General features: G+C 65.2%; 21 protein-coding genes. 17 read left to right on the forward strand and 4 right to left on the reverse strand.

Features of this window, described 5'->3' with window-relative positions; genetic code table 11:
* Positions 1–130: 130 nt before the first annotated feature.
* Positions 131–583: a universal stress protein gene (locus CH275_RS15755; RefSeq protein ID WP_032378962.1), complete on the forward strand. Its 453-nt coding sequence runs from the start codon at positions 131–133 to the stop codon at positions 581–583.
* Between the two features lie 70 nt (positions 584–653).
* Here the strand turns inward: CH275_RS15755 and CH275_RS15760 are convergent, their stop codons facing one another.
* The 3 genes from CH275_RS15760 to CH275_RS15770 form a co-directional block, all read right to left on the reverse strand.
* Entirely contained in the window at positions 654–2,975 is a 2,322-nt protein-coding gene (locus CH275_RS15760; RefSeq protein WP_094679211.1) for a HelD family protein, read from the reverse strand.
* A gap of 140 nt (positions 2,976–3,115) precedes the next feature.
* Positions 3,116–4,306 carry a DoxX family protein gene (locus tag CH275_RS15765; RefSeq protein ID WP_094679212.1) on the reverse strand — a complete coding sequence of 397 codons (1,191 nt, stop codon included), beginning with the start codon at positions 4,304–4,306 and terminating at the stop codon, positions 3,116–3,118.
* Positions 4,307–4,439: 133 nt separating this feature from the next.
* The gene (locus CH275_RS15770; protein WP_094679318.1) at positions 4,440–5,129 is read right to left on the reverse strand and encodes an MBL fold metallo-hydrolase; all 690 of its coding nucleotides are present in this window, start codon (positions 5,127–5,129) and stop codon (positions 4,440–4,442) included.
* A 260-nt stretch (positions 5,130–5,389) separates the two neighbouring features.
* Here CH275_RS15770 and uvrA point away from each other — a divergent pair, with 260 nt between their 5' ends.
* A complete protein-coding gene (uvrA, locus tag CH275_RS15775) occupies positions 5,390–8,320 on the forward strand; it encodes an excinuclease ABC subunit UvrA (protein WP_094679213.1) in 2,931 nt (976 codons plus the stop codon).
* Positions 8,321–8,396: 76 nt separating this feature from the next.
* On the opposite strand, the gene CH275_RS15780 is transcribed toward uvrA, so the two are convergent.
* Complete coding sequence (locus tag CH275_RS15780; protein WP_045199679.1) at positions 8,397–8,777, reverse strand: DUF1844 domain-containing protein; 381 nt, start codon at positions 8,775–8,777, stop codon at positions 8,397–8,399.
* Between the two features lie 380 nt (positions 8,778–9,157).
* Here CH275_RS15780 and infC point away from each other — a divergent pair, with 380 nt between their 5' ends.
* The 15 genes from infC (at position 9,158) to argH (ending at position 24,470) form a co-directional block, all read left to right on the forward strand.
* On the forward strand, positions 9,158–9,898 hold the full coding sequence (gene infC / locus CH275_RS15785) for a translation initiation factor IF-3 (protein WP_045199680.1): 741 nt from the start codon (positions 9,158–9,160) through the stop codon (positions 9,896–9,898).
* A gap of 114 nt (positions 9,899–10,012) precedes the next feature.
* Positions 10,013–10,207 (forward strand): 50S ribosomal protein L35, encoded by a 195-nt coding sequence (gene rpmI / locus CH275_RS15790; RefSeq protein ID WP_008715923.1) that lies wholly within the window; start codon positions 10,013–10,015, stop codon positions 10,205–10,207.
* Between the two features lie 86 nt (positions 10,208–10,293).
* The gene (gene rplT / locus CH275_RS15795; protein ID WP_032378959.1) at positions 10,294–10,683 is read left to right on the forward strand and encodes a 50S ribosomal protein L20; all 390 of its coding nucleotides are present in this window, start codon (positions 10,294–10,296) and stop codon (positions 10,681–10,683) included.
* A 38-nt stretch (positions 10,684–10,721) separates the two neighbouring features.
* Positions 10,722–11,528, forward strand: a complete 807-nt coding sequence (locus tag CH275_RS15800) for a TrmH family RNA methyltransferase (protein WP_094679214.1) — start codon at positions 10,722–10,724, stop codon at positions 11,526–11,528.
* 107 nt (positions 11,529–11,635) lie between these two features.
* Positions 11,636–12,703, forward strand: a complete 1,068-nt coding sequence (pheS, locus tag CH275_RS15805; protein ID WP_094679319.1) for a phenylalanine--tRNA ligase subunit alpha — start codon at positions 11,636–11,638, stop codon at positions 12,701–12,703.
* Between the two features lie 56 nt (positions 12,704–12,759).
* Positions 12,760–15,246 carry a phenylalanine--tRNA ligase subunit beta gene (pheT, locus tag CH275_RS15810; protein WP_094679215.1) on the forward strand — a complete coding sequence of 829 codons (2,487 nt, stop codon included), beginning with the start codon at positions 12,760–12,762 and terminating at the stop codon, positions 15,244–15,246.
* Positions 15,247–15,315: 69 nt separating this feature from the next.
* Positions 15,316–15,873 carry a hypothetical protein gene (locus CH275_RS15815; protein WP_094679216.1) on the forward strand — a complete coding sequence of 186 codons (558 nt, stop codon included), beginning with the start codon at positions 15,316–15,318 and terminating at the stop codon, positions 15,871–15,873.
* 53 nt (positions 15,874–15,926) lie between these two features.
* Positions 15,927–16,982: an N-acetyl-gamma-glutamyl-phosphate reductase gene (argC, locus tag CH275_RS15820; protein WP_094679217.1), complete on the forward strand. Its 1,056-nt coding sequence runs from the start codon at positions 15,927–15,929 to the stop codon at positions 16,980–16,982.
* Positions 16,979–18,217 carry a bifunctional glutamate N-acetyltransferase/amino-acid acetyltransferase ArgJ gene (gene argJ, locus CH275_RS15825; RefSeq protein WP_094679218.1) on the forward strand — a complete coding sequence of 413 codons (1,239 nt, stop codon included), beginning with the start codon at positions 16,979–16,981 and terminating at the stop codon, positions 18,215–18,217. The genes argC and argJ overlap by 4 nt, the downstream gene beginning before the upstream one ends.
* The gene (gene argB / locus CH275_RS15830) at positions 18,214–19,128 is read left to right on the forward strand and encodes an acetylglutamate kinase (protein WP_094679219.1); all 915 of its coding nucleotides are present in this window, start codon (positions 18,214–18,216) and stop codon (positions 19,126–19,128) included. The genes argJ and argB overlap by 4 nt, the downstream gene beginning before the upstream one ends.
* A complete protein-coding gene (locus tag CH275_RS15835) occupies positions 19,125–20,330 on the forward strand; it encodes an acetylornithine transaminase (protein WP_094679220.1) in 1,206 nt (401 codons plus the stop codon). The genes argB and CH275_RS15835 overlap by 4 nt, the downstream gene beginning before the upstream one ends.
* A complete protein-coding gene (argF, locus tag CH275_RS15840; RefSeq protein WP_094679221.1) occupies positions 20,327–21,262 on the forward strand; it encodes an ornithine carbamoyltransferase in 936 nt (311 codons plus the stop codon). Before CH275_RS15835 ends, argF begins: the two co-directional genes overlap by 4 nt.
* The gene (locus CH275_RS15845) at positions 21,259–21,774 is read left to right on the forward strand and encodes an arginine repressor (RefSeq protein WP_037192611.1); all 516 of its coding nucleotides are present in this window, start codon (positions 21,259–21,261) and stop codon (positions 21,772–21,774) included. The genes argF and CH275_RS15845 overlap by 4 nt, the downstream gene beginning before the upstream one ends.
* 51 nt (positions 21,775–21,825) lie before the next feature.
* Positions 21,826–23,025: an argininosuccinate synthase gene (locus CH275_RS15850; RefSeq protein ID WP_094679222.1), complete on the forward strand. Its 1,200-nt coding sequence runs from the start codon at positions 21,826–21,828 to the stop codon at positions 23,023–23,025.
* Positions 23,022–24,470 carry an argininosuccinate lyase gene (gene argH / locus CH275_RS15855; protein ID WP_094679223.1) on the forward strand — a complete coding sequence of 483 codons (1,449 nt, stop codon included), beginning with the start codon at positions 23,022–23,024 and terminating at the stop codon, positions 24,468–24,470. Before CH275_RS15850 ends, argH begins: the two co-directional genes overlap by 4 nt.
* Positions 24,471–24,566: the final 96 nt, after the last annotated feature.

The following is a 24,566-nucleotide window of genomic DNA, read 5'->3' on the forward strand; positions in this document are numbered from 1 at the left end:
GCCGATCGGCCGGTTCCGGCTAGTGTCAGCGAATCAGTCCCCGGACCACGTCTTTCGGTCCTGTGACTTGCACCAATCGAGTTCGACCAGAAGTGTCACATCTGTGTGTGACCGACAAATGGAGGAATGAATGAGCGCGTACCGCACCGTTGTCGTCGGGACCGATGGCTCCGAGTCGTCACTGCGGGCAGTGGAGAAGGCGGCGGCTCTGGCGGGAGACGCCGATGCCACTCTGGTGATCGCTTGCGCGTATTACCCGGCCGATCCGAAGGACACGTCCGCGGCCGCCGACGCATTGCGCGAGGACGCCTACCAGATCACCGGATCGGCTCCGACGCGTGAGATCCTGCGCACGGCGCGTGAACACGCGACCAAGGCCGGTGCGAAGAACATCGAGGAGAAGGCGATCGTCGGAGCCCCCGTCGAGTCGCTGCTTGCTCTCGTGGACGAGGTGAAGGGCGATCTGCTCGTCGTCGGCAACCGCGGCCTGAACTCGTTGACCGGCCGCCTGTTGGGTTCGGTTCCGTCGGACGCCGCTCGCAAGTCCACCTGCGATGTTCTGATCGTGCACACCGTCCGCTGATTCACCCTGCGCACACGAACGGCCCGCTCCATCGAATCCGACGGAGCGGGGCGTTGTGATGCGTTGTTCTCTATGCGTCCGGTTCGAACGGCTGCAGCGCCGAGAGCACCTCGGGTAGAGCGTCGACGTGTACCACCCCGAGTCGCTGCGTGGCTCGGGTGAGCGCTACGTACAGGTCGTTCATGCCCTTGGTCGATTCGGCCACGATCGCAGACGGCTCGACGATGAGAACCGAGTCGAACTCGAGCCCCTTGGCGTCCTTGACCGACGACACCGTCACCACATCCGATGCCAGATGCCGGAAGTCGGAGACGCGACCGGAAGGGACGAGCACTGCGCTCAGTCCAGGTCGTGGGTGCTCGGCGACCCGCTTCTCCACCGCAGTGAGCAGGTCCGACTCCGTCACTCGTTGGGCCCACGGCCGGACGCCGGTGCTGCGGATGGACCGGGGCTCGGACTGTTCGGGATCGATCGCGGCCAGCACGTCGTGCGCCACCGTCATGATCTCCGACGGCGTTCGATAGTTCACCGTCAGTTCGGTTCGCTTCCACCGCTGGGCCACATACGGTTCGAGAACCGAACCCCACGACGAGGTTCCAGCGGGATCACCGGTCTGCGCCGTATCGCCTACCAATGTCATCCATCGATTCGGGATGCGCCGCATCACCATTCGCCATGCCATGGCCGACAGTTCCTGCGCCTCGTCGACGATCACGTGCCCGTAGGTCCACGTGCGGTCACCGGCAGCCCGTTCGGCGGTGGTGAGGCGCTGACCCGAATTCTGGCGTCGTGCAAGCTGATCGGCGTCGATGAGGTCGTAGGCCATCAGGATCTCCGGATCGAGTTCGTCCTCGAGATCCTGTGGTGCCGAACCGGTCAGGATGTCCAGTGCGCCCTGGGCGTCGGCGATCTGGCTGCGCCACTGACGTTGTGCCTGTTCACGTTCGGCCGCATCGTCGACGCCGAGTAACTCGGCGAGTTCGTCGAGCAGGGGAGCGTCGGCAGACGAGAAACCGTGACCTCGACGAACGAGCGACGCTCGCTCTGCCTCGTCCAGTGCCGGCGCGGCCGAAGCGATCTTCTCCGGCGACGCGAACAGGTCGCGAAGCACCTGCTGGGGAGACAGATCCGGCCACAGCTCGTCGACGGCGGCCATGACGTCCTTGTCCTCGCGCATCTCGTCGCGCATGTCTGCGATGTCGTCTGCGCTGAGCAAGCTGGACCCGTCCACGAGGTTCTGCCCCAGCTTCGCGGCCAGTTGATTGGCCAGTTGGTCGATGACCGAGGACACGAACAACGGTCGAGCCAGGTTGTGCGGTCGTCGAGACGAGCGGGCGCGTCCGCGAGCCCGGGTGACGATCTTGCGATCGAGTGTGATGTCGTAGGTGTCGAATTTCAACCGACGCGGTTTCGCAGGCACTTCCTGACGGTCGCGTACCGCCTGGGTCAGCACCTCGACCATCGACAGTCGGCCTTTGACCTCGGTCGCCACAGCCGAATCCTCGCGTTGCGCACGGACTCCCGGGTAGAGGTCGCCGATCGTCGACAGTAATACGCCCGTCTCACCGAGAGAGGGCAGAACCTGGCCGATGTAATCCAGGAACGTGGCGTTCGGTCCGATGATCAGCACTCCGCTCTTACCCAGCTGCTGACGGTAGGTGTAGAGCAGATACGCGGCGCGGTGCAGGGCGACGGCGGTCTTGCCGGTGCCCGGTCCGCCCTGCACGACCAGCACGCTGCGATGCTGCGATCGGATGATCGCGTCCTGTTCGCTCTGGATCGTCTCGACGATGTCGTTCATCTGGCCGGTACGCGCAGCATCGAGTGCCGACAGCAACGCACCTTCGCTGGCGACGCCGCCCGCTACGGCGGCACCACTGGACGATCGCGCAGAGTCGAGATCCAGGAATTCGTCTGCGATCGATGTCACTCTGCGGCCACGAGTGCGAATGTGTCTGCGCCGCAACACGTTTTCCGGTGCTGCCGGCGTCGCTAGGTAGAACGGCCTGGCCATCGGTGCGCGCCAGTCCAGCAGCAGTGTTTCGTAGTCGTTCTTGTCGTCGAGAATTCCGACACGGCCGATGTAACGCTCGGGTCGATCGTCGACCTTGGGGTCGAGGGAATCGGGATCGAGATCGATGCGCCCGAAGCACAGTCCGTTCTCGGCGGCGTCGTACTTGGCGATGTCTTCGGTGTACATCTGGTTGAACGATTCGCGTTCGCTACGGGCCTGCGGGGTGCCGCCGGTCTCCAACAGCACTGCCCGCAGTCGGGTTGCCGCGTATTCGCGTAGCGCGTCGAGCTGCGTGTACAGCCGCGTCAGGTGCGCTTGCTCGACGTCTTCTTCGATCGGCACATCGGAGTTTCTCGATGTGTGGCCGTCGTCCTGCAAAGGGTCTCCTCGGGAGTTCGGCCGAGGCGAAGATATCGCCTCGAAATCAGCCAGAGCAGTCTACGTCGCACAGCGGCCCTGCCGCAGAACCGCTGGTTCCGGGGCAGGGCCGCATCTGTCTCTCGTGCTGTCGGCGATAACTACTTCGCGTACTGCTGCAGCTTCTTGTCCAAGTTCTTCTGAGCCTTGGCGACCCGCTTCTCGAGCTTGGCGCGGGCCTGCTCGGTCACCTTCTCGAGTTCCTTGCTCTGCTTCTCGGCGCGCTTACGGGCGCGCTTGCTCAGCGTCTCCACGCGATCGGAGGCCAGATCGGCCCACGTGACTCCGCGCTTCTGCGCCTCGTCGGCGAGAACGGAGCCCTTCTCTACGGCCAGATCGGCGAGCTTGGATGCCCGCTTCTGCGCGACGTCGGCCAGTTCGATGCGACGATCCGCGGCAACGTCGACGAGCTTCGATCCGCGCTTCTGCGCGAGTTCGGCCAGATCGGTTCCGCGGTGCGCTGCCTTGTCCGCGAGCTTGGAACCGCGCTTCTGGGCCTCGTCGGCCAAGTCGCTGCCGCGGTCGGCGGCGAGTTCGGCCAGCTTGGATCCGCGCTTCTGTGCTTCTTCTGCCAGTTCGGAGCCCTTGTCGGCTGCGATATGAGCCCAACGGTTCAGTGCCGGCTGAGCTACCTCCGCCAGTTCCGAGCCCTTCTCGGTGGCGATGTCGGCGAGCTTGGCCAACTTCGGCTGGGCTGCGTCGGCGAACTTGGCCAGCTTCGGCTGTGCAGCCTCGGCCAGATCGGCGCTGCGGCTCGCAGCGACGGCTGCGATTTCCTTGACGCGCTCACCGGTCTCGTGGGTGGAGTGGCCCGGCAGTGCGGAGACGACGGTCTCCTGCGCGCGGCGTGCTGCCCGCTTGCTGCGCCACGCGACAGATGGCTTGCCCTCGGTGTCGACGGCTGCGATGAGCAGTCCACCCAGCAGGCTCAGGTTCTTGAAGAAGTGGATGCGCTGCGCGGCCTTGGTCTCCGGGTCGGTTTCGTTCCAGAAGGCGTGTCCGGCGAGCGTCGTCGGGACGAGACTCCCGGCGAGTGCGAGCGACGCGATGCGTGGTGCCTTGCCGGTGGCCAACAAGATGCCGCCTGCGACCTGAATGCCGCCGTTGATGCGAACCAGCGTCTCCGGGTCACTCGGCACGTTTGCGGTGACGTCGTTGGGCAGGACGTCCTTGCCCTGCTCGATCAGCGGAGTGGCGACCTTCGCCTTGCCGGTGGGATTACGGAGTGCGTCGACGCCCCCTGCGATGAAAATCGTAGACATCAGCGGACGGGCGATACGGCGGACCAGCATTGACAGCCTCCTGCGTAGTTTCTCGTGTCATCGGCGGTTGAACCAGGGACAGCGCGGCGGCCCGAGAACCTACCGGTGTCCTTTTGTCACACTATTCATACCCCGTGATTCACGGTCTCAAGCACGGCGATCGTCACCAGCCTCGTTCGCGCCACTCGCCGAGGTGAGGGCGCTCGGCTCCGAGCGTGGTGTCCTTTCCGTGACCCGGGTAGACAACGGTCTCGTCGTCGAATCGGTCGAACAATTTCGCCGTCACGTCGTCGAGCAGGTGGGTGAAGTCCTCGGGGCTTCCGGTCTTGCCGACGCCGCCGGGGAACAACGAATCTCCGGTGAACAGATGGGTGCGCACGCCGTCGGTATCGGTGAGTGCGAGTGCGATGGAGCCGGGAGTGTGTCCGGTCAGATGGATCACGTCGAACGTGAGCTCGCCCACCGACACGGTGTCCCGGTCGGCCAGTAGACGGTCCGGGGCGACGGGCAGCGGCGCGGCGTCGAGTTCATGAGCGGCTGTCGGTGAGTCCGTGCCACCGGCGATGTCCGCCAGCGCCTGCCAGTGGTCGGCGTGCTGATGCGTCGTCACGATGAGCGAGAGCGTCGGTGCGTTGTCGTCGATGAGCAGCGAGATGCGCTCGGCCTCGTTGGCGGCGTCGATCAGCACCGAATGACCCGTTGCGGAACAGACGACCAAGTAGGTGTTGTTGTCCATGGGGCCGACCGACATCTTCGTGATCGTCGCGCCGGGAATCGTGCGCCGCTGCGGCTGCGAACCCTGAGAGACGACGCCGGTGTAGTTGTCGTCGATGACCATGAGGTGCTCGTCCATTTCGAGGACGCTACCGTCGGCGGCACGACGAGGGGCGTCGGGGTCGTGCACGTGGAAAAGTGTGTCGGTGCCTGGATCTACCATTGCTACTGCGTGAGGTTCGTCCCTCACCGATACAGGTTTTCGACGTGGGGTGCACGGTTACACGACGGGTAACCGGTGCATAGGCATCACACGTCATCACGCGACTCGACAGTTGCGCACTGCTGCGCCCCGCAGCAAGTCGACTGAACGTGCTCGTTCGGAAAGAAGGGAACACAGTGGCGGATCGCCTGATAGTGCGAGGTGCACGAGAGCACAATCTGCGGGGAGTCGACATCGACCTGCCTCGCGATGCGCTCATCGTGTTCACAGGTCTGTCCGGCTCGGGCAAGTCGTCCCTCGCATTCGACACGATCTTCGCCGAAGGTCAGCGCAGGTACGTGGAATCGCTGTCCGCGTATGCGCGGCAGTTCCTCGGCCAGATGGACAAGCCGGACGTCGATTTCATCGAGGGACTCTCGCCTGCGGTCTCCATCGATCAGAAGTCGACCAACCGCAACCCGCGGTCGACCGTGGGCACCATCACCGAGGTCTACGACTATCTCCGCCTGTTGTACGCGCGTGCGGGAACGGCCCACTGCCCCGTGTGCGGTGAGCAGATCGCCAAGCAGACCCCGCAGCAGATCGTCGACCAGGTGCTGGACATGGAGGAGGGTCTCAAGTTCCAGGTTCTCGCCCCGGTGGTTCGAACCCGAAAAGGTGAATTCGTCGACCTGTTCGACTCGTTGAACACTCAGGGCTACTCCCGTGTTCGCGTCGACGGTGTGGTCCACCAGCTCACGAGCCCACCGGTTCTCAAGAAGCAGGAAAAGCACGACATCGAGGTCGTCGTCGACCGTTTGACCGTCAAGTCCAGCTCGAAGCAGCGTCTGACCGACTCGGTGGAAACCGCCCTTCGACTTGCCGACGGCATCGTCGTTCTGGACTTCGTCGACCGCGACGAGAATGCGGCGGACCGCGAGCGCCGGTTCTCCGAGAAGCTCGCGTGCCCCAACGGTCACCCGCTGTCCATCGACGATCTCGAACCGCGGTCGTTCTCCTTCAACTCGCCGTACGGTGCGTGCCCGGACTGCGTCGGTCTCGGTGTGCGCAAGGAGGTCGATCCGGAGCTGGTGGTTCCCGACGGCGATCTCAGCCTCGCCGACGGTGCCATCGCGCCGTGGTCGATGGGCCAGACGTCCGAGTACTTCGGTCGCCTGCTGTCCGGCCTCGCCGACGCCATGGGGTTCGACCTGAATGCACCGTGGAACAAGTTGCCCGCCAAGGTCAAGCGTGCGGTCCTCGAAGGCAGCGACCATCAGGTCCACGTGAAGTACAAGAACCGCTACGGCCGCACGCGCTCGTACTACGCCGAGTTCGAGGGTGTGATGCCGTTTCTGCACCGCCGGTTGGAGCAGACCGAATCCGAGCAGATGAAGGAACGCTACGACGGCTACATGCGCGACGTGCCGTGCCCCACCTGCAACGGCGCGCGGCTGCGGCCCGAGATCCTGTCGGTCACCATCGAGGCGGGAGACTTCGGGCCCAAGTCGATCGCCGAGGTCTGCGAGCTGTCGATCGCCGATACCGCGAACTTCCTGAACAGCCTCACCCTGGGGCGCCGCGAGGAAGCGATCGCGGGACAGGTGCTCAAGGAGGTACAGGCGCGTCTGGGATTCCTGCTCGACGTGGGTCTGGAATACCTCTCACTGGCTCGAACTGCTGGTTCTCTGTCCGGCGGTGAGGCCCAGCGAATCCGGCTCGCCACGCAGATCGGATCGGGCCTCGTCGGCGTTCTCTACGTGTTGGACGAGCCCTCGATCGGTTTGCATCAGCGCGACAACCGTCGGTTGATCGACACGTTGACCCGGCTCCGTGACCTCGGAAACACGCTCATCGTCGTCGAGCACGACGAGGACACCATTCGTACCTCCGACTGGGTCGTCGACATCGGTCCGTTGGCGGGTGAGCACGGCGGTCGCGTCGTACACAGCGGTTCGTACGAGGACCTGCTGACCAACGAGGAATCGTTGACCGGCGCATATCTGTCCGGGCGGATGGAGATTCCGCTGCCCGACACGCGCCGCGTCGTCGACAAGAAGCGTCAGGTCACCGTCGTCGGAGCTCGCGAGCACAACCTCCGCGGCATCGACGTCAGCTTCCCGCTCGGTGTGCTGACCTCGGTCACCGGAGTGTCGGGTTCGGGCAAGTCCACTCTTGTCAACGACATCCTCGCGACCGTGATGGCCAACAAGCTCAACGGTGCCCGTCAGGTTCCCGGTCGGCACACCCGCATCAACGGACTCGATCAGCTCGACAAGCTCGTGCGGGTGGATCAGTCGCCCATCGGCCGTACGCCGCGCTCGAACGCCGCGACCTACACCGGCGTGTTCGACAAGATTCGGACCTTGTTCGCGGCAACCACCGAGGCCAAGGTGCGCGGCTACCAGCCCGGGCGATTCTCGTTCAACGTCAAGGGCGGCCGGTGTGAGGCGTGCTCAGGAGACGGCACTCTCAAGATCGAGATGAACTTCCTGCCGGACGTGTACGTCCCGTGCGAGGTCTGCGAGGGTGCGCGATACAACCGAGAGACACTCGAAGTCCACTACAAGGGCAAGACAATCGCCGAGGTCCTGAACATGCCCATCGAGGAGGCCGCGGACTTCTTCGAGGCCATCACCTCGATCCACCGCTACCTCAAGACACTCGTCGAGGTCGGTCTAGGGTACGTCCGTCTCGGGCAGCCGGCGACGACGTTGTCCGGTGGCGAGGCGCAGCGCGTCAAATTGGCGGCGGAGCTGCAGAAGCGGTCCACCGGCCGCACCGTCTACATCCTCGACGAGCCGACCACCGGCCTGCACTTCGAGGACATACGCAAGTTGCTCGGCGTCGTGAACGGTCTCGTGGACAAGGGCAACACGGTGATCGTCATCGAGCACAACCTCGACGTCATCAAGGTCTCCGATTGGGTCATCGATATGGGCCCAGAGGGTGGCTCCGGCGGCGGAATGGTTGTGGCGCAAGGTGATCCGGAGGTCGTGGCGGCTGTCTCCGAGAGCTACACCGGCAAGTTCCTGCAGGAAGCGCTCACCCGCGAGTCCGTTGTCACCGCGCCGGTGAAAGCAGCTCCGAAGAAGCGCAGGCCGCGAAAGGTCGCCGCAGTCCGGTAGCGCCCGCGAACGACGAACGCCGCATCCGGTATTCCACGGGATGCGGCGTTCGTGTTCGGGGCGTCGTTGCTCTCGCTCAGTGCACCGGTCCGGTGTACTTCTCGCCGGGGCCCTTTCCTGGTTCGTCCGGGTGGGCGGATGCTTCTCGGAATGCGCGCTGCAGTGCTTGTAGTCCGTCACGAATGGGTCCGGCGTGAGGCCCGAGGTACTCCACCGAAGCAGTGACCAAACCGGCGAGTGCGGTGATGACGCGTCGCGCTTCGTCGAGGTCGAGGTAGGGGCTTTCCGCGGGATCCGGCTCCGACAGTCCCAGCTTCTCGGCTGCAGAACTCATCAGCATCACCGCGGCGCGGCTGATGACCTCGACCGCGGGGACCTCGGCGAGTTCACGGACTTCGGGCTCTGCACCCAGGGGGTCGGCACCTGCGGCATCGTCGGGATTGGGGGAGCTGGTCATGCCTACGAGAATCCCACGCCTCCCGTTGCGGACAGCATCGGGTGTCCGCTGAGAAGGGGCAACAACGCTCGATTGTTCGATTCGGGAATCTGCTGGTAAAGTGACTCGACGACCGTCTTCGGCGTGCGCTCCTCGATGGAGTTCACCGCACGGAGGCAGCAAGTGGAGCCCGACTCCCACCGGCACGTAGCCTTCAACAAGCTACTTCCGGTCCGGTCGCACGATGGAGACCCTCGCAGGTTTCCTCTGTGCTTCCTCCCAGTGAGGAGACTGTACGACGACAGTTGTCGTGCGGATCGACCGGTCGACATCGGGCCCTGCAATCGGATCACACCGAGAGCAGGGTTTTTTCGTTGCAGTGGTTCGCATCGCTGCGGGGAATGTCGAGGATCGACGGCGACGGGCTGTGCCAGTGGCAGGCGGTCGGGTTACACACCACACCGCACTACCTAGGAGGCCCCATCAGCACTGAGACCCGCATCAACGATCGCATCCGAGTTCCCGAGGTCCGGCTTGTCGGACCGGGCGGTGAACAGGTGGGGATCGTGCGTGTTGAAGATGCACTCCGCTTGGCTCTCGAAGCCGACCTCGATCTTGTCGAAGTAGCTCCCGACGCACGTCCGCCGGTCTGCAAGATCATGGACTACGGGAAGTTCAAGTACGAGGCTGCGCAGAAGGCGCGCGAATCGCGCAAGAACCAGACGCTCACCGTCATCAAGGAGCAGAAGCTCCGCCCCAAGATCGACGCGCACGACTACGAGACCAAGAAGCGCAACGTCGTTCGCTTCCTCGAAGCCGGCTCGAAGGTCAAGGTCACCATCATGTTCCGCGGTCGCGAGCAGTCGCGTCCCGAACTCGGCTTCCGTCTGCTGCAGCGCCTGGGCGCTGACGTCGCAGAGCTCGGTTTCGTGGAGACCTCGGCCAAGCAGGACGGCCGCAACATGACGATGGTGTTGGCACCGCACAAGGGTGCCAAGACTCGCGTCAAGGCACAGGAGAGCGCAGCGGCTCCGCCCGCACAACGCGCACCGGCTCCCGCGCCGGAACAGCCCGCCGATGCAGCCCCGGCTGCCGAGGCACCGGCCGCAGCAGCTCCGGCTACTCCGGCGCAGACCAACTGAGCCTCGCGCTCTACCAGTAAGACAGCCCTACACCTGCTTCGGTGCACAGTCTCTGTTGCGATGTGCGGCTGTGCCATGCAACACCGAAGAGCGATTACAGAAGAAGAGGATTTCATGCCCAAGCAGAAGACCCACAGTGGTGCCAAGAAGCGATTCAAGGTGTCCGGCAGCGGCAAGATCCTGCGCCAGAAGGCCGGCCGTCGCCACCTGCTCGAGCACAAGCCCACCAAGGTGACTCGTCGCCTCGATGGTGTCGCCGTTGTCAAGAAGGCCGACGTGCCGCGGATCAAGCGCCTGCTCGGCATCTGATTCGGCCCGCCGCCGGCTGATCTCGGTCGGCTTCATCCCATTACCATTCGGGGTTTCACACACCCCCAGATCGACAGGATTCACCAGTGGCACGCGTAAAAAGGGCCGTCAACGCCCAGAAGAAGCGCCGTTCGATTCTCGAAGCGTCCAAGGGCTACCGCGGACAGCGCTCACGTCTGTACACCAAGGCCAAGGAGCAGCAGCTCCACTCGCTGACCTATGCGTACCGGGACCGCCGCGCGCGCAAGGGTGATTTCCGCAAGCTGTGGATCACGCGTATCAACGCTGCAGCTCGGGCCAACGACATCACGTACAACCGCTTCGTCCAGGGCCTCAAGGCCGCGGGTGTCGAGGTCGACCGCAAGATCCTCGCCGAGCTCGCTGTGTCGGACGCTGCGGCCTTCGCAAGCCTGGTCGCCATCGCCAAGGCTGCACTGCCTGCCGATGTCAACGCTCCGGCCGGAGAAGCAGCCTGAGCGAGTCGACGTACGACGACTCAACACCGAAACGGCCCGTGGATTCGCTGACCGAGCGAACTCCGCGGGTCGTTTCGGCCGTCAAGCTCGCGCGAGCGACGGAACGCAAGAAGACCGGGCTGTTCCTGGCCGAGGGCTTCAACGCGGTGTCCGAGGCGGCCCAGTCGCGGCTGGTTCGTGAGCTGTTCTTCACTCCGGATGCTCTCGAGCGCCACCACGACCTCATCGCGTCCGTCGAGGCCGGTGGCGCACGAGTGTTTCCGATCACGGACCGCGCTGCCAAGGCGTTGTCCGACACTGTCACTCCGCAGGGCCTCGTCGCAGTCACGCAGTTGGTCGACGTACCGCTCGACCGGGCACTGGCCGGAACACCGCGTCTGGTGGCCGTACCGGTGGAGGTGGCAGAACCGGGCAATGCCGGGACGGTCATTCGCGTCGCCGATGCGGCCGGAGCGAATTCGGTCGTCTTGCTGGGTGATTCGGTCGATCCCCACAACGGCAAGTGTGTCCGCGCGTCGGCAGGCAGTGTGTTTCACCTTCCCATTGCCCGGGAGCGATCGATCGAGACCGGAATCGACGCGTTGCGCGGAGTAGGTCTGACGATCGTGGCCACGGCTGCCGACGGCGAAGTGGACTTGGACGACGCCGACGAACTGCTCACCCGGCCGACTGCGTGGTTGTTCGGCAACGAGGCGCACGGGCTGCCCGAGTCCGTGACGCGCACTGCCGATCACCGCATTCGAATCCCCATTCACGGCCGCGCCGAGAGCCTCAACCTGGCAACTGCCGCGGCGATCTGCCTGTACGCCAGCGCCAGGGTGCAGCGACGCTCCGAAACCCCGTGAGCGAGTCTCGCCTAGGATCGATACCTGTCTGCTCCGCGCAGGAGTGAAGCCTGCGCAAACGACCCTTCGTGGCAGACACCGACTATTACTCGAGGAGTGCAGCTGTCGTGGCGAAGAAAGATGTCGGACCCGAGCCGGTAGATCCGAGCGTTCTCGAGCAGTCCGCGCTCGGATCCGCAGTGGACTCGGCCGAGCAGGCGTTCGCCGACGCGTCGGACCTCGATGCTCTGACCAAGGTCAAGATCGATCACGTGGGCGGCAAGGCTCCGTTGGCACTGGCGCAGCGAGCACTCGGTGCACTACCGGGGGACCAGAAGGCGGACGCGGGTAAACGCGTCAAGGCGGCGCGTGACCGAGTGCAGAAGGCCTTCGACGAGCGACGCGCCGTGCTGTCGGCCGAGCGTGACGCGGCCATTCTGGTCGCAGAAACCATCGACGTGACACTGCCGACCGACCGCGCTCCCGTCGGTGCCCGCCACCCCATCACGATCATTTCCGAACAGGTGGCCGACGTCTTCGTCGCGATGGGCTGGGAAGTCGAAGAAGGCCCCGAGGTCGAGACCGAGCACTTCAACTTCGATGCGCTCAACTTCCTGCCCGACCACCCTGCGCGCACGATGCAGGACACGTTTCACATCGCGCCCGAGGGTTCGCGGCAGGTACTACGCACACACACCTCTCCGGTACAGGTCCGGTCGATGCTTTCGCGTGAGGTTCCGATCTACGTAGTCTGCCCGGGACGGACGTTTCGCACGGACGAACTCGACACGACGCACACTCCGGTCTTCCATCAGGTCGAGGGTCTTGCCATCGACAAGGGCCTGACCATGGCGCACCTGCGCGGCACACTCGATGCGTTCGCGAAGGCGTTGTTCGGCAACGACACCCGAACTCGCATGCGCCCCAACTACTTCCCGTTCACCGAGCCTTCGGCCGAGGTCGACGTGTGGTTCCCGAAGAAGAAGGGCGGGGCCGGTTGGGTCGAGTGGGGCGGCTGCGGAATGGTCAACCCGAAGGTGCTGCAGGCCAGTGGTATCGACCCCGAGGTCTACACCGGATTCGCGTTCGGAATGGGTCTGGAACGGACGCTGCAGTTCCGCAACGACATCCCGGACATGCGCGACATCGTCGAGGGCGACATCAGGTTCACGATGCCCTTCGGTGTTCAGGCCTGACGGAAATTTCTCACCCGCCCCACTTCTTCTCGGATACAAGAAAGAGCTGAGCACACGTGCGAGTCCCACAATCCTGGCTGACCGAGGTCCTGCACGCGGGGACCCCCGACTGGGCCGTGTCGCCCGAGGAGCTCGACGCCGGTTTCGTGCGGGTCGGGTTCGAGGTCGAGGAACTCGAGTCGCTGGACAACGTGACCGGCCCACTGGTGGTGGGTCGGGTGAGCTCGATCGAGGAGCTGACCGAGTTCAAGAAGCCGATTCGCTTCTGCCTCGTGGACGTCGGAGCTGCCGAGCCCCAGGAAATCGTGTGCGGTGCCAGGAACTTCGCCGAGGGTGACCTGATCGTGGCCGCTCTGCCGGGCAGCGTCCTGCCCGGGGGATTCGCCATCGCATCGCGCAAGACCTACGGCCGCAATTCCAACGGCATGATCTGCTCGACGCTCGAACTCGGGCTCGGCAAGGATCATTCCGGCATTCTGGTGCTGCCGGAGGGCACAGCCGATCCGGGTGACGACGCCAAACCGGTCCTGGGATTGGATGATTCGGTCATCGAGCTGAACGTGACCCCGGACCGCGGCTACGCTTTCTCGGTCCGCGGCCTCGCCCGTGAGCTGGCCTGTAGTTTCGACCTGCCGTTCGTGGATCCGGCGCGCACGGTCGCCACCGAGGTCACCGGTGACGCGTGGGCGGTCACCGTCGAATCGAACTCGGGCGCATCGCGATTCGCGTTGCGCAAGATCGTCGGTATCGATCCGACGGCGACGACGCCGTGGTGGATGCAGCGTCGACTGCTGCTGGCGGGCGTGCGCCCGATCTCGGCGGCTGTCGATGTCACCAACTACGTGCTGCACGAACTCGGCCAGCCGCTGCACGCGTTCGATGCGGCCAAGATCGACGGCGATCTCGTCGTCCGCCGCGCGAATGCGGGGGAGAAGCTGACCACGCTGGACGGCGTCGAGCGGTCGCTCGATCCCGAGGACGTGGTCATCGCCGACGGCTCGGGAGCCATCTCGTTGGCCGGTGTCATGGGCGGCGCGTCCACCGAGGTCGACGACGCGACCACCGAGGTCGTTCTCGAAGCTGCGTCGTTCGATCCGCTCGCGGTGTTCCGCACCGGGCGTCGTCACAAGCTCTCCAGCGAGGCGAGCAAGCGGTTCGAGCGGACAGTGGATTCTGCTCTTCCGGTCGCAGCGCTCGATCGTGCGGCGCAGCTGCTGGTCGAGATCGCCGGTGGCCGGATCGAGCCCGTGTTGACGGACATCGGGCAGGCCGCCGAATATCCGGCGGTCACGATGGACTTCGACCTGCCGGATCGAATCGCCGGTGTGCAGTACCCCAACGGAACCGCTGCCCGACGGTTGACGCAGATCGGTTGCAGCGTCGAGGTATCGGTCGACGACGCCGGACACGGCCAGCTGATCGTCACGCCGCCGTCGTGGCGACCGGACCTGGTGCAGCGCGCCGATCTGGTGGAGGAAGTCCTCCGCCTCGAGGGGCTCGAGAAGATCCCGTCGGTGCTGCCGTCGGCACCCGGCGGCCGCGGCCTCACCGCCGAACAGAAGCGCAGGCGCGCCGTCGGCAAGGCGCTGGCGTTCGCCGGGTACGTGGAGGTGTTGCCTCCGGTGTTCCTGCCCAAGGGCATATTCGACACCTGGGGTCTCGATGCATCCGATCCTCGGCGGCTCACCACCTCGGTGCTCAACCCGCTCGAGGCCGACCGTCCCGAACTCGCGACCACGGTGCTCCCCGGCTTGCTCGAGATGCTCGGTAGAAATATCGCCCGCGGTCAGCGAGACGTCTCGCTGTTCGGAATCGCACAGGTGGTGCTCCGACACGACGCCACTGCTGCGGTGGACGCGTTGCCGGTCGATCGTCGTCCTACCGACGATCAGATCGCGATGCTTCGCGGTTCACTGCCTGCGCAGCCAGTACATGTGGGTGTGGTGCTCACCGGTCGGCGTGAGCTGTCGGGGCCGTGGGGTCCGGGCCGCGCCGCGGAGGCGGCGGACGCGTTCGCTGCAGTACTGACTGTTGCCGAGGCGTCCGGAGTGCACGTCGATCTTCGTGCGGCACAGCATCTTCCGTGGCATCCCGGTCGCTGCGCCGAGGTCCTGCTCGACGGGGAGGTCGTCGGGTACGCGGGCGAACTGCATCCGGCGGTCCTCGAGCGGGCCGGTTTGCCGCCTCGTACGTGTGCCGTCGAGTTGAGCTTGAGCGCTCTGCCCGTCGTCGAATCGCTTCCTGCTCCCGAGGTGTCGCCGTATCCGGCGGTGTTGCAGGACGTGGCTGTGGTGGTCGACGCGTCCGTGCCCGCGGCGTCTGTCGAAGCCGCGCTCACGATCGGCGGCGGTGATCTGCTCGAGTCGATTCGACTGTTCGACGTCTACGAGGGTGAGCAGGTCGGCGAGGGGCGCAAGTCCTTGGCGTTCGCACTTCGATTCCGCGGATCCGACGGCACGTTGACCGAGGATCAGGCGACGGCTGCTCGTGACGCGGCGGTCGAGGCTGCATCGAAGGCCGTCGGCGCGCAGCTGCGCAGCTGACCTGTCGGCGGACGGACCGTCGGTTCCGTAGCGTGGAGTCACGAGTGGCCACGGTGACGGGAGCAGCGCATGAGTGATATCGGAACAGACGGTGCGGCGACGGATCTGCAGGTGATCGAGGGGATCCTTGCAGCAGTGGCAGGTCGTCCGCAGCTGGCCCCGGTGGCAGCTGCCGCTGCGGCTCTGGCGGCAGAGTTGAGGACTGCAGGGCCGGAGCCGGTCTTGCCCGATCGCGGAGCGCCACCCGGAACGGTTCCCGATGTCGACGTTCCGCAGGTGACCAAGCCGCGGATCGACCAGCCCCTCGGCGACCCGCCGCCAGGGGCTCCGCTCGGTGGCACCGTGCCGGGGGTCATCGATGCGGAGCTGGTCGAGGACTCACCCGGTAGCACTGGGTACAGCGCCGGATCGGTGAGCGCACCGATCGGCGACTTCACTGATTCCGGGGTGCCGACGTGGGACGGCGTGCGCGGCAAAGCGGAACAGCGGTCGGGCACCGCCGTCGGTGCGGAGGAGCTGGACCGGGAGTCCAGGGCGGGCCGTGACCTCGACGAGCAGTGGAACGAGCGTCAGGAAGCCGGCCGTAAGAAGCTCGACGAGATCCGCAAGTCCATGGGTGGACGCTGACACACCGAACCCCGTCCATGAATGAGCTTGCATGATGCTGCATAATAAACCGCATGACTATTTCGGAGGCCACGCCGAGGCGCATCGCGGTGGCGGGCGCAAGCGGATACGCCGGCGGTGAGATTCTTCGGATTCTGCTCGGCCACCCGGCGGTGCGTGACGGTTCGCTGGTCATCGGCTCGCTGACCGCGGGCGGGAACGCCGGCGCGACGCTGGGCGAATTCCATCCACATCTGTTGCCTCTCGCCGACCGCATTCTCGGTCCGACCACCGTCGACGAACTCGCCGGGCACGATGTCGTGTTCCTGGGGCTTCCGCACGGCAAGTCTGCCGAACTCGCGCTGCAATTGCCCGAGTCGGTTTTGATCATCGATTGCGGTGCCGACTTCCGCCTCACCGACGGTGCAGCGTGGGAGAAGTACTACAAGAGTCCTCACGCGGGCAGTTGGCCTTACGGCTTGCCGGAGCTGCCGGGCTGCCGTGAGCGGTTGGTCGGTGCCACCCGTATCGCAGTGCCCGGGTGCTACCCGACGGTGTCCTCGCTCGCACTCGCACCTGCTGTCGCCGCAGGCATCATCGAGCCCCGCGTCAACATCGTTGCCGTCAGCGGCACTTCGGGTGCCGGCCGCGCTCCCAAGGCCGATCTTCTCGGTTCGGAGGTGATGGGTTCGGTTCGGGCGTACGCGGTAGCCGGCGCGCACCGGCACACTCCCGAGATCGTGCAGAACCTCTCGGCCGTCGCCGGTGGTGCCGTGTCGGTGTCCTTCACACCGGTTCTCGCACCGATGCCGCGCGGAATCCTGGCCACCTGCACCGCCATCACCACCGCCACGCAGGAGCAGGCCGTCGAGGTCTACGAAAAGGCTTACGCCGCAGAGCCGTTCGTGCACGTGCTTCCCGCCGGCCGGCTTCCGCAGACCGGTTCGGTGATCGGGTCGAACGCCGTGCAGATGAGTGTGTCGGTCGATGCCGACGCCGGCCTCCTCGTCGTCATTGCGGCCATCGACAACTTGGCCAAGGGAACGGCGGGAGCCGCCGTTCAATCCATGAATCTTGCACTGGGAATCACCGAGACCGATGGTCTCTCTACCGTAGGAGTGGCACCATGAGCAGCGTTCGGAGCGAGGCGGAGGCCACCGGTACGGTTGCGGGAAAACTCGTCCGCACGCAAGGAGTCACCTCGCCTGCCGGGTTCCGCGCGGCCGGAATTCCGGCCGGGATCAAGGCAAGTGGCAGGTCGGATCTGGCCTTGGTGTTCAACGAGGGTCCCGACTTCGCGGCAGCGGGTGTGTTCACCCGCAACAAGGTCAAGGCTGCTCCGGTGCTGTGGTCTCAGCAGGTGCTCTCCACCGGACGACTGCGCGCGGTGATCCTCAACTCCGGTGGTGCCAACGCCTGCACGGGTGCGCCGGGGTTCCAGGATGCGCACCGGACGGCCGAGGAAGTGGCCTCCGCGCTGAGCAATTGGGGTTCCGAGACCGGAGCCATCGAGGTCGCCGTGTGCTCGACGGGTCTCATCGGTGATCGGCTGCCGATGGACAAGCTGCTGCCCGGCGTGACCGAGGTGGTGCACGAACTGGCCGGCGGCATCTCCGGTGGTACCGATGCGGCGTACGCGATCATGACCACCGATACCGTGCCCAAGCAGGCGGCCATTCATCATGCCGACAAGTGGAACGTCGGCGGCATGGCCAAGGGCGCAGGCATGCTGGCACCGTCGTTGGCCACCATGCTCAGCGTCATCACCACCGATGCCGTTGCCACGGCAGACCAGTTGGACAAGGCGCTGCGCGCCGCGACGCGGCTGTCCTACGACCGGCTCGACGTCGACGGCGCGTCCTCGACCAACGACACGGTGCTACTGCTGTCCTCGGGGGCCAGCGGCGTGGCACCGTCGCAGGAGGACTTGGACGCAGCGGTCCTGGCGGTGTGTGACGACCTGGCCGATCAGATGATGGCCGACGCCGAGGGCGTGACCAAGCGAGTGAGGATCACCGTCTCGGGTGCGGTGTCCGAGGACGACGCGCTGACAGGCGCACGGACCGTTGCCCGGGACTCTCTGACCAAGACGGCCCTGTTCGGTTCCGACCCCAACTGGGGCCGAGTTCTCGCGGCGATCGGTATCGCCCCGATCGAGCTCGACCCCGATCGAATCGCCGTGTCGTTCAACGGAAATCCGGTGTGCATCGACGGCGTCGGTGCGCCCGGCGCTCGGGAGGTCGACCTGTCCGGAATCGACATCGCCGTGTCCATCGATCTCGGTCTCGGTTCCGGGTCGGCCACCATTCGCACGACGGACCTCTCGCACGCGTACGTCGAAGAGAACTCGGCGTACTCGTCATGACCTCGGCCGCACTGCAGTTGACGGCAGCACAGAAGGCGTTCACCCTCGCCGAGGCACTGCCGTGGCTGCAGCGATTCTCGGGCAAGATCGTCGTCGTGAAGTACGGCGGAAACGCCATGATCGACAACGACCTCAAGCGGGCGTTCGCGGCCGACATGGTCTTTCTGCGCACCGTCGGAATCCACCCGGTTGTCGTCCACGGTGGTGGACCGCAGATCTCGGCCATGCTGAACAGGCTCGGCTTGACCGGTGAATTCCGCGGCGGCTTCCGCGTCACCACGCCCGAGGTGATGGACGTCGTGCGGATGGTGCTGTTCGGGCAGGTCGGTCGCGAGCTCGTGGGGCTGATCAACGGCCACGGTCCGTACGCCGTCGGGATCTCCGGCGAGGATGCGCACCTGTTCACCGCGACGCGGCGCACCGTGCTGGTCGACGGCACCGAGACCGACATCGGTCTTGTCGGCGACGTCACCTCGGTGAACCCCGCGGCAGTCTTCGATCTCATTGCCGCAGGACGTATTCCGGTGGTGTCCACCATCGCTCCCGACCGCGACGGCGTCGTGCACAACATCAATGCCGACACCGCGGCAGCGGCGCTGGCGACCGCCATCGGCGCCGAGAAGTTGGTGGTACTCACCGATGTCGAGGGCCTGTACACCGAGTGGCCCGATCGCAGCTCCTTGACCTCCGAGATCGACGCGTCGACCCTCGAGACCTTGCTGCCCTCTCTCGACGCCGGAATGGTGCCGAAGATGGAAGCGTGCCTGCGGGCTGTGCAGGCAGGTGTGCCGTCGGCGCACGTCATCGACGGTCGCGTCGAACATTCCGTCCTGGTGGAGCTGTTCACCGGTGAGGGAATCGGCACCATGGTCACCCCCGATCACTCTTCTACGTCAGGAGTCACGCCATGAAGGGCACCGAGTCCACCCTCGATCTGCAACAGCGGTGGTCGAATTCGCTGATGGACAACTACGGTGTTCCGCGCGTGGCGCTCGTCCGCGGCGAGGGTGCCGTGGTGACCGACGCCGACGGCAAGCAGTATCTGGACCTGCTGGCGGGCATTGCCGTCAACATTCTCGGCCACGCGCATCCCGCGGTGATCGAGGCGGTCACGACTCAATTGTCCACTTTGGGGCATACCTCGAATCTGTATGCGACAGAGCCAGGTATCGCGTTGGCCGAACAATTGCTCGCGCACCTCGGTGCTGGGGCCACCGGTCGAGTGTTTCTGTGCAACTCGGGAACCGAGGCCAACGAGGCGGCGTTCAAGATCGCTCGCCTGACCGGCCGTCCCAACATCGTGGCAGCCGAGAAGTCCTTTCACGGACGGACAATGGGCGCTCTTGCGCTGACCGGTCAGCCGGACAAGCGGACCCCGTTCGAGCCGATGCCTGCGGGCGTGCACCACGTTCCGTACGGCGATGTGGTAGCGCTGGAAGCCGCCGTCGATTCCGACACCGCCGCAGTGTTTCTCGAACCCATCATGGGCGAGGGCGGGGTGGTCGTTCCGCCCGAGGGATACCTCCTTGCTGCGCGCGAGATCACCGCGAAGCACGGTGCATTGCTGATCCTCGATGAGGTGCAGACCGGTATCGGTCGAACGGGATGGTTCTACGCCCACCAGTCGGTCGGCATCGTGCCCGACGTCATCACGCTCGCCAAGGGTTTGGGCGGTGGCCTGCCCATCGGTGCGTGCATCGGTATCGGAGCAGCGGGGGAGTTGCTGCATCCGGGCAAGCACGGCACCACGTTCGGTGGTAATCCCGTATGCGCTGCGGCCGCTCTGGCCGTCCTGCGCACCATCGCCGACGAGGATCTGATCTCGCACGCGGACAGCATCGGCAAGACGATTGCGCACTCCATCGAGAATCTCGAACATCCTCTCGTGAGCCATGTTCGGGGTTCGGGTCTTCTCCTCGGCGTGGTCCTCACGGCCGCCGTCGCACCGGCGGCCGAGGCGGCTGCGCGTGAGGCGGGCTTCCTCCTCAATGCGGCACAGCCCGATGTGCTCCGGCTCGCACCACCGTTGATCATCACCGAAGAGCAAGCCGCGTCGTTCGTGACGGCGTTACCGGCAATTCTCGACGCAGCACAGGAGGCTCATCAGCCATGACCGTTCAGCACTTCCTCCGGGACGACGACATCACGCCGCAGCAGCAGGGTGAAATCCTCGCTCTGGCAGCAGAGCTCAAGCGTGCACCGTTCTCGAAGCGTCCGCTCGAGGGCCCCAAGGGGATCGGCGTCATCTTCGAGAAGAACTCGACTCGTACTCGATTCTCGTTCGAGATGGGCATCGCGCAGTTGGGTGGTCATGCCGTCGTGGTGACTGGTCGCGACACCCAGCTGGGTCGCGAGGAGACGCTGCAGGACACCGGCCGAGTGCTGTCGCGCTATGTGGAGGCGGTCGTGTGGCGCACGTTCGGGCAGAAGCGGCTGGAGCAGATGGCCACGGGCGCAACGATTCCCATTGTCAATGCGCTCTCCAATGAGTTCCACCCGTGCCAGGTTCTGGCGGACCTGCAGACCCTGATCGAGCACAAGGGAAGTCTGCAGGGCCGCACCTTGGCCTACTTCGGTGACGGTGCCAACAACATGGCGCACTCGTTGCTCATCGGCGGAGTGACGGCTGGGCTCAACGTTCGGATCGCCGCGCCCAAGGACTTCGCTCCGCTCGGATACGTCCTGGAGGCCGCACACGCGCGCGCCGAGGAAACCGGGGCAACCATCACCATCACCGAGGACCCGGTCGAGGCCGCCACCGGTGCTGATGCGCTGGTCACCGACACCTGGACGTCGATGGGCCAGGAGAACGACGGTCTCGATCGCGTGGCTCCGTTCCGGCCGTATCGGATCGACTCCGATCTGCTCTCGAAGGCGCAATCGGATGCTGTTGTGCTGCACTGCCTGCCTGCACATCGCGGCGAGGAGATCACCGACGAGGTGCTCGACGGTCCGCAGAGTGTCGTCTGGGACGAAGCCGAGAATCGCCTGCACGCGCAGAAGGCTCTGCTGGTGTGGCTCCTCGAACAGGCCCGCCGACCATGAGTGAGGACGTCACTGCGGTGCCGTTGACCGCGTCGACCCGCGCGGGTAGGCAGGCGCGGATCATCGCGTTGTTGGCCACGCATCAGGTGCGCAGTCAACCGCAGCTGGCGTCGTTGCTCGCCGCCGAGGGAATCGACACCACACAGGCGACGCTGTCTCGAGACCTCGAGGAACTGGGGGCGGTGAAACTACGCGCGCCCGACGGCGGGGTGGGAGTGTACGTCGTGCCGGAGGACGGCAGTCCGGTCCGCGGAGTGTCCGGCGGCACCGACCGCCTCCTGAAGTTGTTGGGGGAGCTGTTGGTGTCGACCGATCACAGCGGAAACCAGGCAGTCCTCCGAACACCACCCGGCGCGGCGCACTACCTCGCCAGCGCACTCGATCGGGCTGCGATGCCCGAGATCGTCGGGACCATCGCAGGTGACGACACAATCCTGTTGATCGCTCGCGAGCCGCACACCGGTGGCGAGGTCGCGGACAAGATCGAAAAGCTTGCTCGACGCGGTAACTGAGATCCGGTTACCCATCATGCGCACCAAGAACTACGAAGGAGCTCGAACACCATGACCGAACGCGTCATCCTCGCCTATTCCGGCGGACTCGACACCTCAGTCGCCATCAGCTGGATCGGGAAGGAGACCGGCAAGGAGGTCGTCGCCGTCGCCATCGATCTCGGTCAGGGCGGCGAGGACATGGACGTCGTGCGTCAGCGTGCACTCGATTGCGGCGCAGTCGAATCCGTCGTCGTCGATGCCCGGGACGAGTTCGCGGACGAGTACTGCTTGCCGACGGTGCAGTCGAATGCGCTGTACATGGATCGGTACCCGCTGGTGTCGGCCATCAGCCGTCCGCTGATCGTCAAGCACCTGGTGGAGAATGCGCGCGCACACGGCGGAACCGTTGTCGCACATGGCTGCACGGGCAAAGGCAACGATCAGGTTCGGTTCGAGGTCGGTTTCAACACGCTCGCCCCCGAGCTCGAGGTGTTGGCTCCCGTTCGTGACTACGCGTGGACGCGCGAGAAGGCGATCAAGTTCGCGGAGGAGAACGACATCCCGATCAACGTGACCACCAAGTCGCCGTTCTCGATCGACCAGAACGTCTGGGGTCGTGCAGTGGAAACCGGCTTCCTCGAGGACCTGTGGAACGCGCCGACCAAGGACGTCTACGACTACACCGAGGATCCGACGGTCAACTTCCAGGCCCCGGACGAACTGATCGTCTCCTTCGACAAGGGTCGTCCCGTCGCGATCGACGGCCGTCCGGTCTCGGTACTCGACGCGATTCAGGAGCTCAACACTCGCGCGGGAGCGCAGGGTGTCGGCCGTCTGGACGTGGTCGAGGACAGGCTCGTCGGCATCAAGAGTCGCGAGATCTACGAGGCTCCCGGTGCCATGGTGCTCATCCGCGCCCACGAGGAGCTCGAGCACGTGACCCTCGAGCGCGAACTCGGTCGCTACAAGCGTCACACCGATCAGAAGTGGGCCGAGCTGGTGTACGACGGCCTGTGGTACTCCCCACTCAAGGGTGCTCTCGACACGTTCGTGCAGCACACCCAGGAGCACGTCTCCGGCGATATCCGCCTGGTTCTGCATGCGGGCGGGATCATCGTCAACGGACGCCGCAGCGGGGAGTCGTTGTACGACTTCAATCTCGCCACCTACGACGAGGGCGACACGTTCGACCAGTCCGCGGCCAAAGGATTCGTTCAATTGCACGGACTCTCGTCGAAGATCGCTGCGAAGCGGGACCTGGGCCTGTGACGAATTCGGAGACCTCGCACGGAACCAACGAAGGTTCGCTCTGGGGCGGCAGGTTCGCATCCGGACCGGCGGCCGCCATGGCGGCTCTGAGCAAGTCGACGCACTTCGACTGGGTGCTCGCGCCGTACGACATCCGCGCATCCATGGCGCACGCTCGGGTGTTGAACGGTGCCGGACTGCTCACCCCGCAGGATCTCGAGACCATGCTCGACGGTTTGCAGCGCCTCGCTGATGACGTTGCCTCCGGTGCATTCGTGGCAGCCGAATCGGACGAGGACGTGCACGGCGCTCTCGAACGCGGTTTGATCGATCGGGTCGGTCCCGAGGTCGGTGGCCGGCTGCGCGCGGGCCGGTCACGCAACGACCAGGTGGCGACACTGTTCCGCATGTGGCTGCGCGACGCGGTCCGTCGGGTGTCGGTGGGTGTCCTGGACGTGGTCGACGCGTTGGCTACCCAGGCAGCGGCGCACCCGACGGCAGTCATGCCGGGCAAGACTCACTCGCAGGCCGCGCAGCCGGTGTTGTTGGCGCATCATCTGCTCGCTCACACTCACCCGCTGCTGCGTGATGTGCAGCGCTTCGCGGACTTCGACACGCGAGCGGCGGTGTCGCCCTACGGTTCCGGTGCTCTCGCGGGTTCGTCACTCGGTCTGAGTCCGGAGAAGATCGCAGCCGAGCTCGGGTTCGACTCGTCCGCCGAGAACTCGATCGACGCCACATCCTCGCGCGACTTCGCAGCCGAGGCGGCGTTCGTGTTGGCGATGACGGCGGTCGATCTGTCTCGGTTCGCAGAGGAGGTCATCTCGTGGAGCACTCCCGAGTACGGCTACGTGACGTTGGCCGACGCATGGTCGACGGGCAGTTCGATCATGCCGCAGAAGAAGAATCCGGACGTCGCGGAACTGACCCGCGGTAAGACGGGTCGACTGATCGGTAATTTGACCGGCCTACTGGCCACACTCAAGGCGCAACCGTTGGCGTACAACCGTGATCTCCAGGAAGACAAGGAGCCGGTGTTCGATTCGGTGGCACAGCTCGAGCTGTTGCTTCCTGCACTCACCGGCTTGACGGCGACGCTCGAGTTCCACACCGAGCGCATGGCCGAGCTCGCACCGGCCGGGTTCACGCTCGCCACCGATATCGCCGAATGGATGGTGCGGCAGGGGATTGCGTTCCGCGTTGCTCACGAGGCTGCGGGCGCCTGTGTCAGGGCGGCCGAGGCGCGGGGCGTCGGGCTGGCGGATCTGAGTGACGACGAGCTGGCCGCGATCGATCCGTCCCTCACTCCGGCCGTTCGTGAGGTGCTCACGGTGGAGGGTTCCATCTCGTCGCGTGACGCGCGCGGTGGCACTGCCGCGGTGCAGGTGGCGCACCAGCTCGGGGGCGTGCGAGCTACGGCGTCGACCCTGCGTGCGTGGGCCGAGGAACCGGTGTTGCGGCACTGAGTGCGCAATCGATATCCGTGCCGGTTTCCTCGAGTGTGATGTGAGAAGCTTTCGTCACGCGAAGATCGATGTCGGTCGTTCGTCGGGGCCGAACGC

The organism is Rhodococcus sp. 06-235-1A, assembly GCF_002258785.1.
In the GTDB taxonomy this organism is placed as follows: domain Bacteria; phylum Actinomycetota; class Actinomycetes; order Mycobacteriales; family Mycobacteriaceae; genus Rhodococcoides.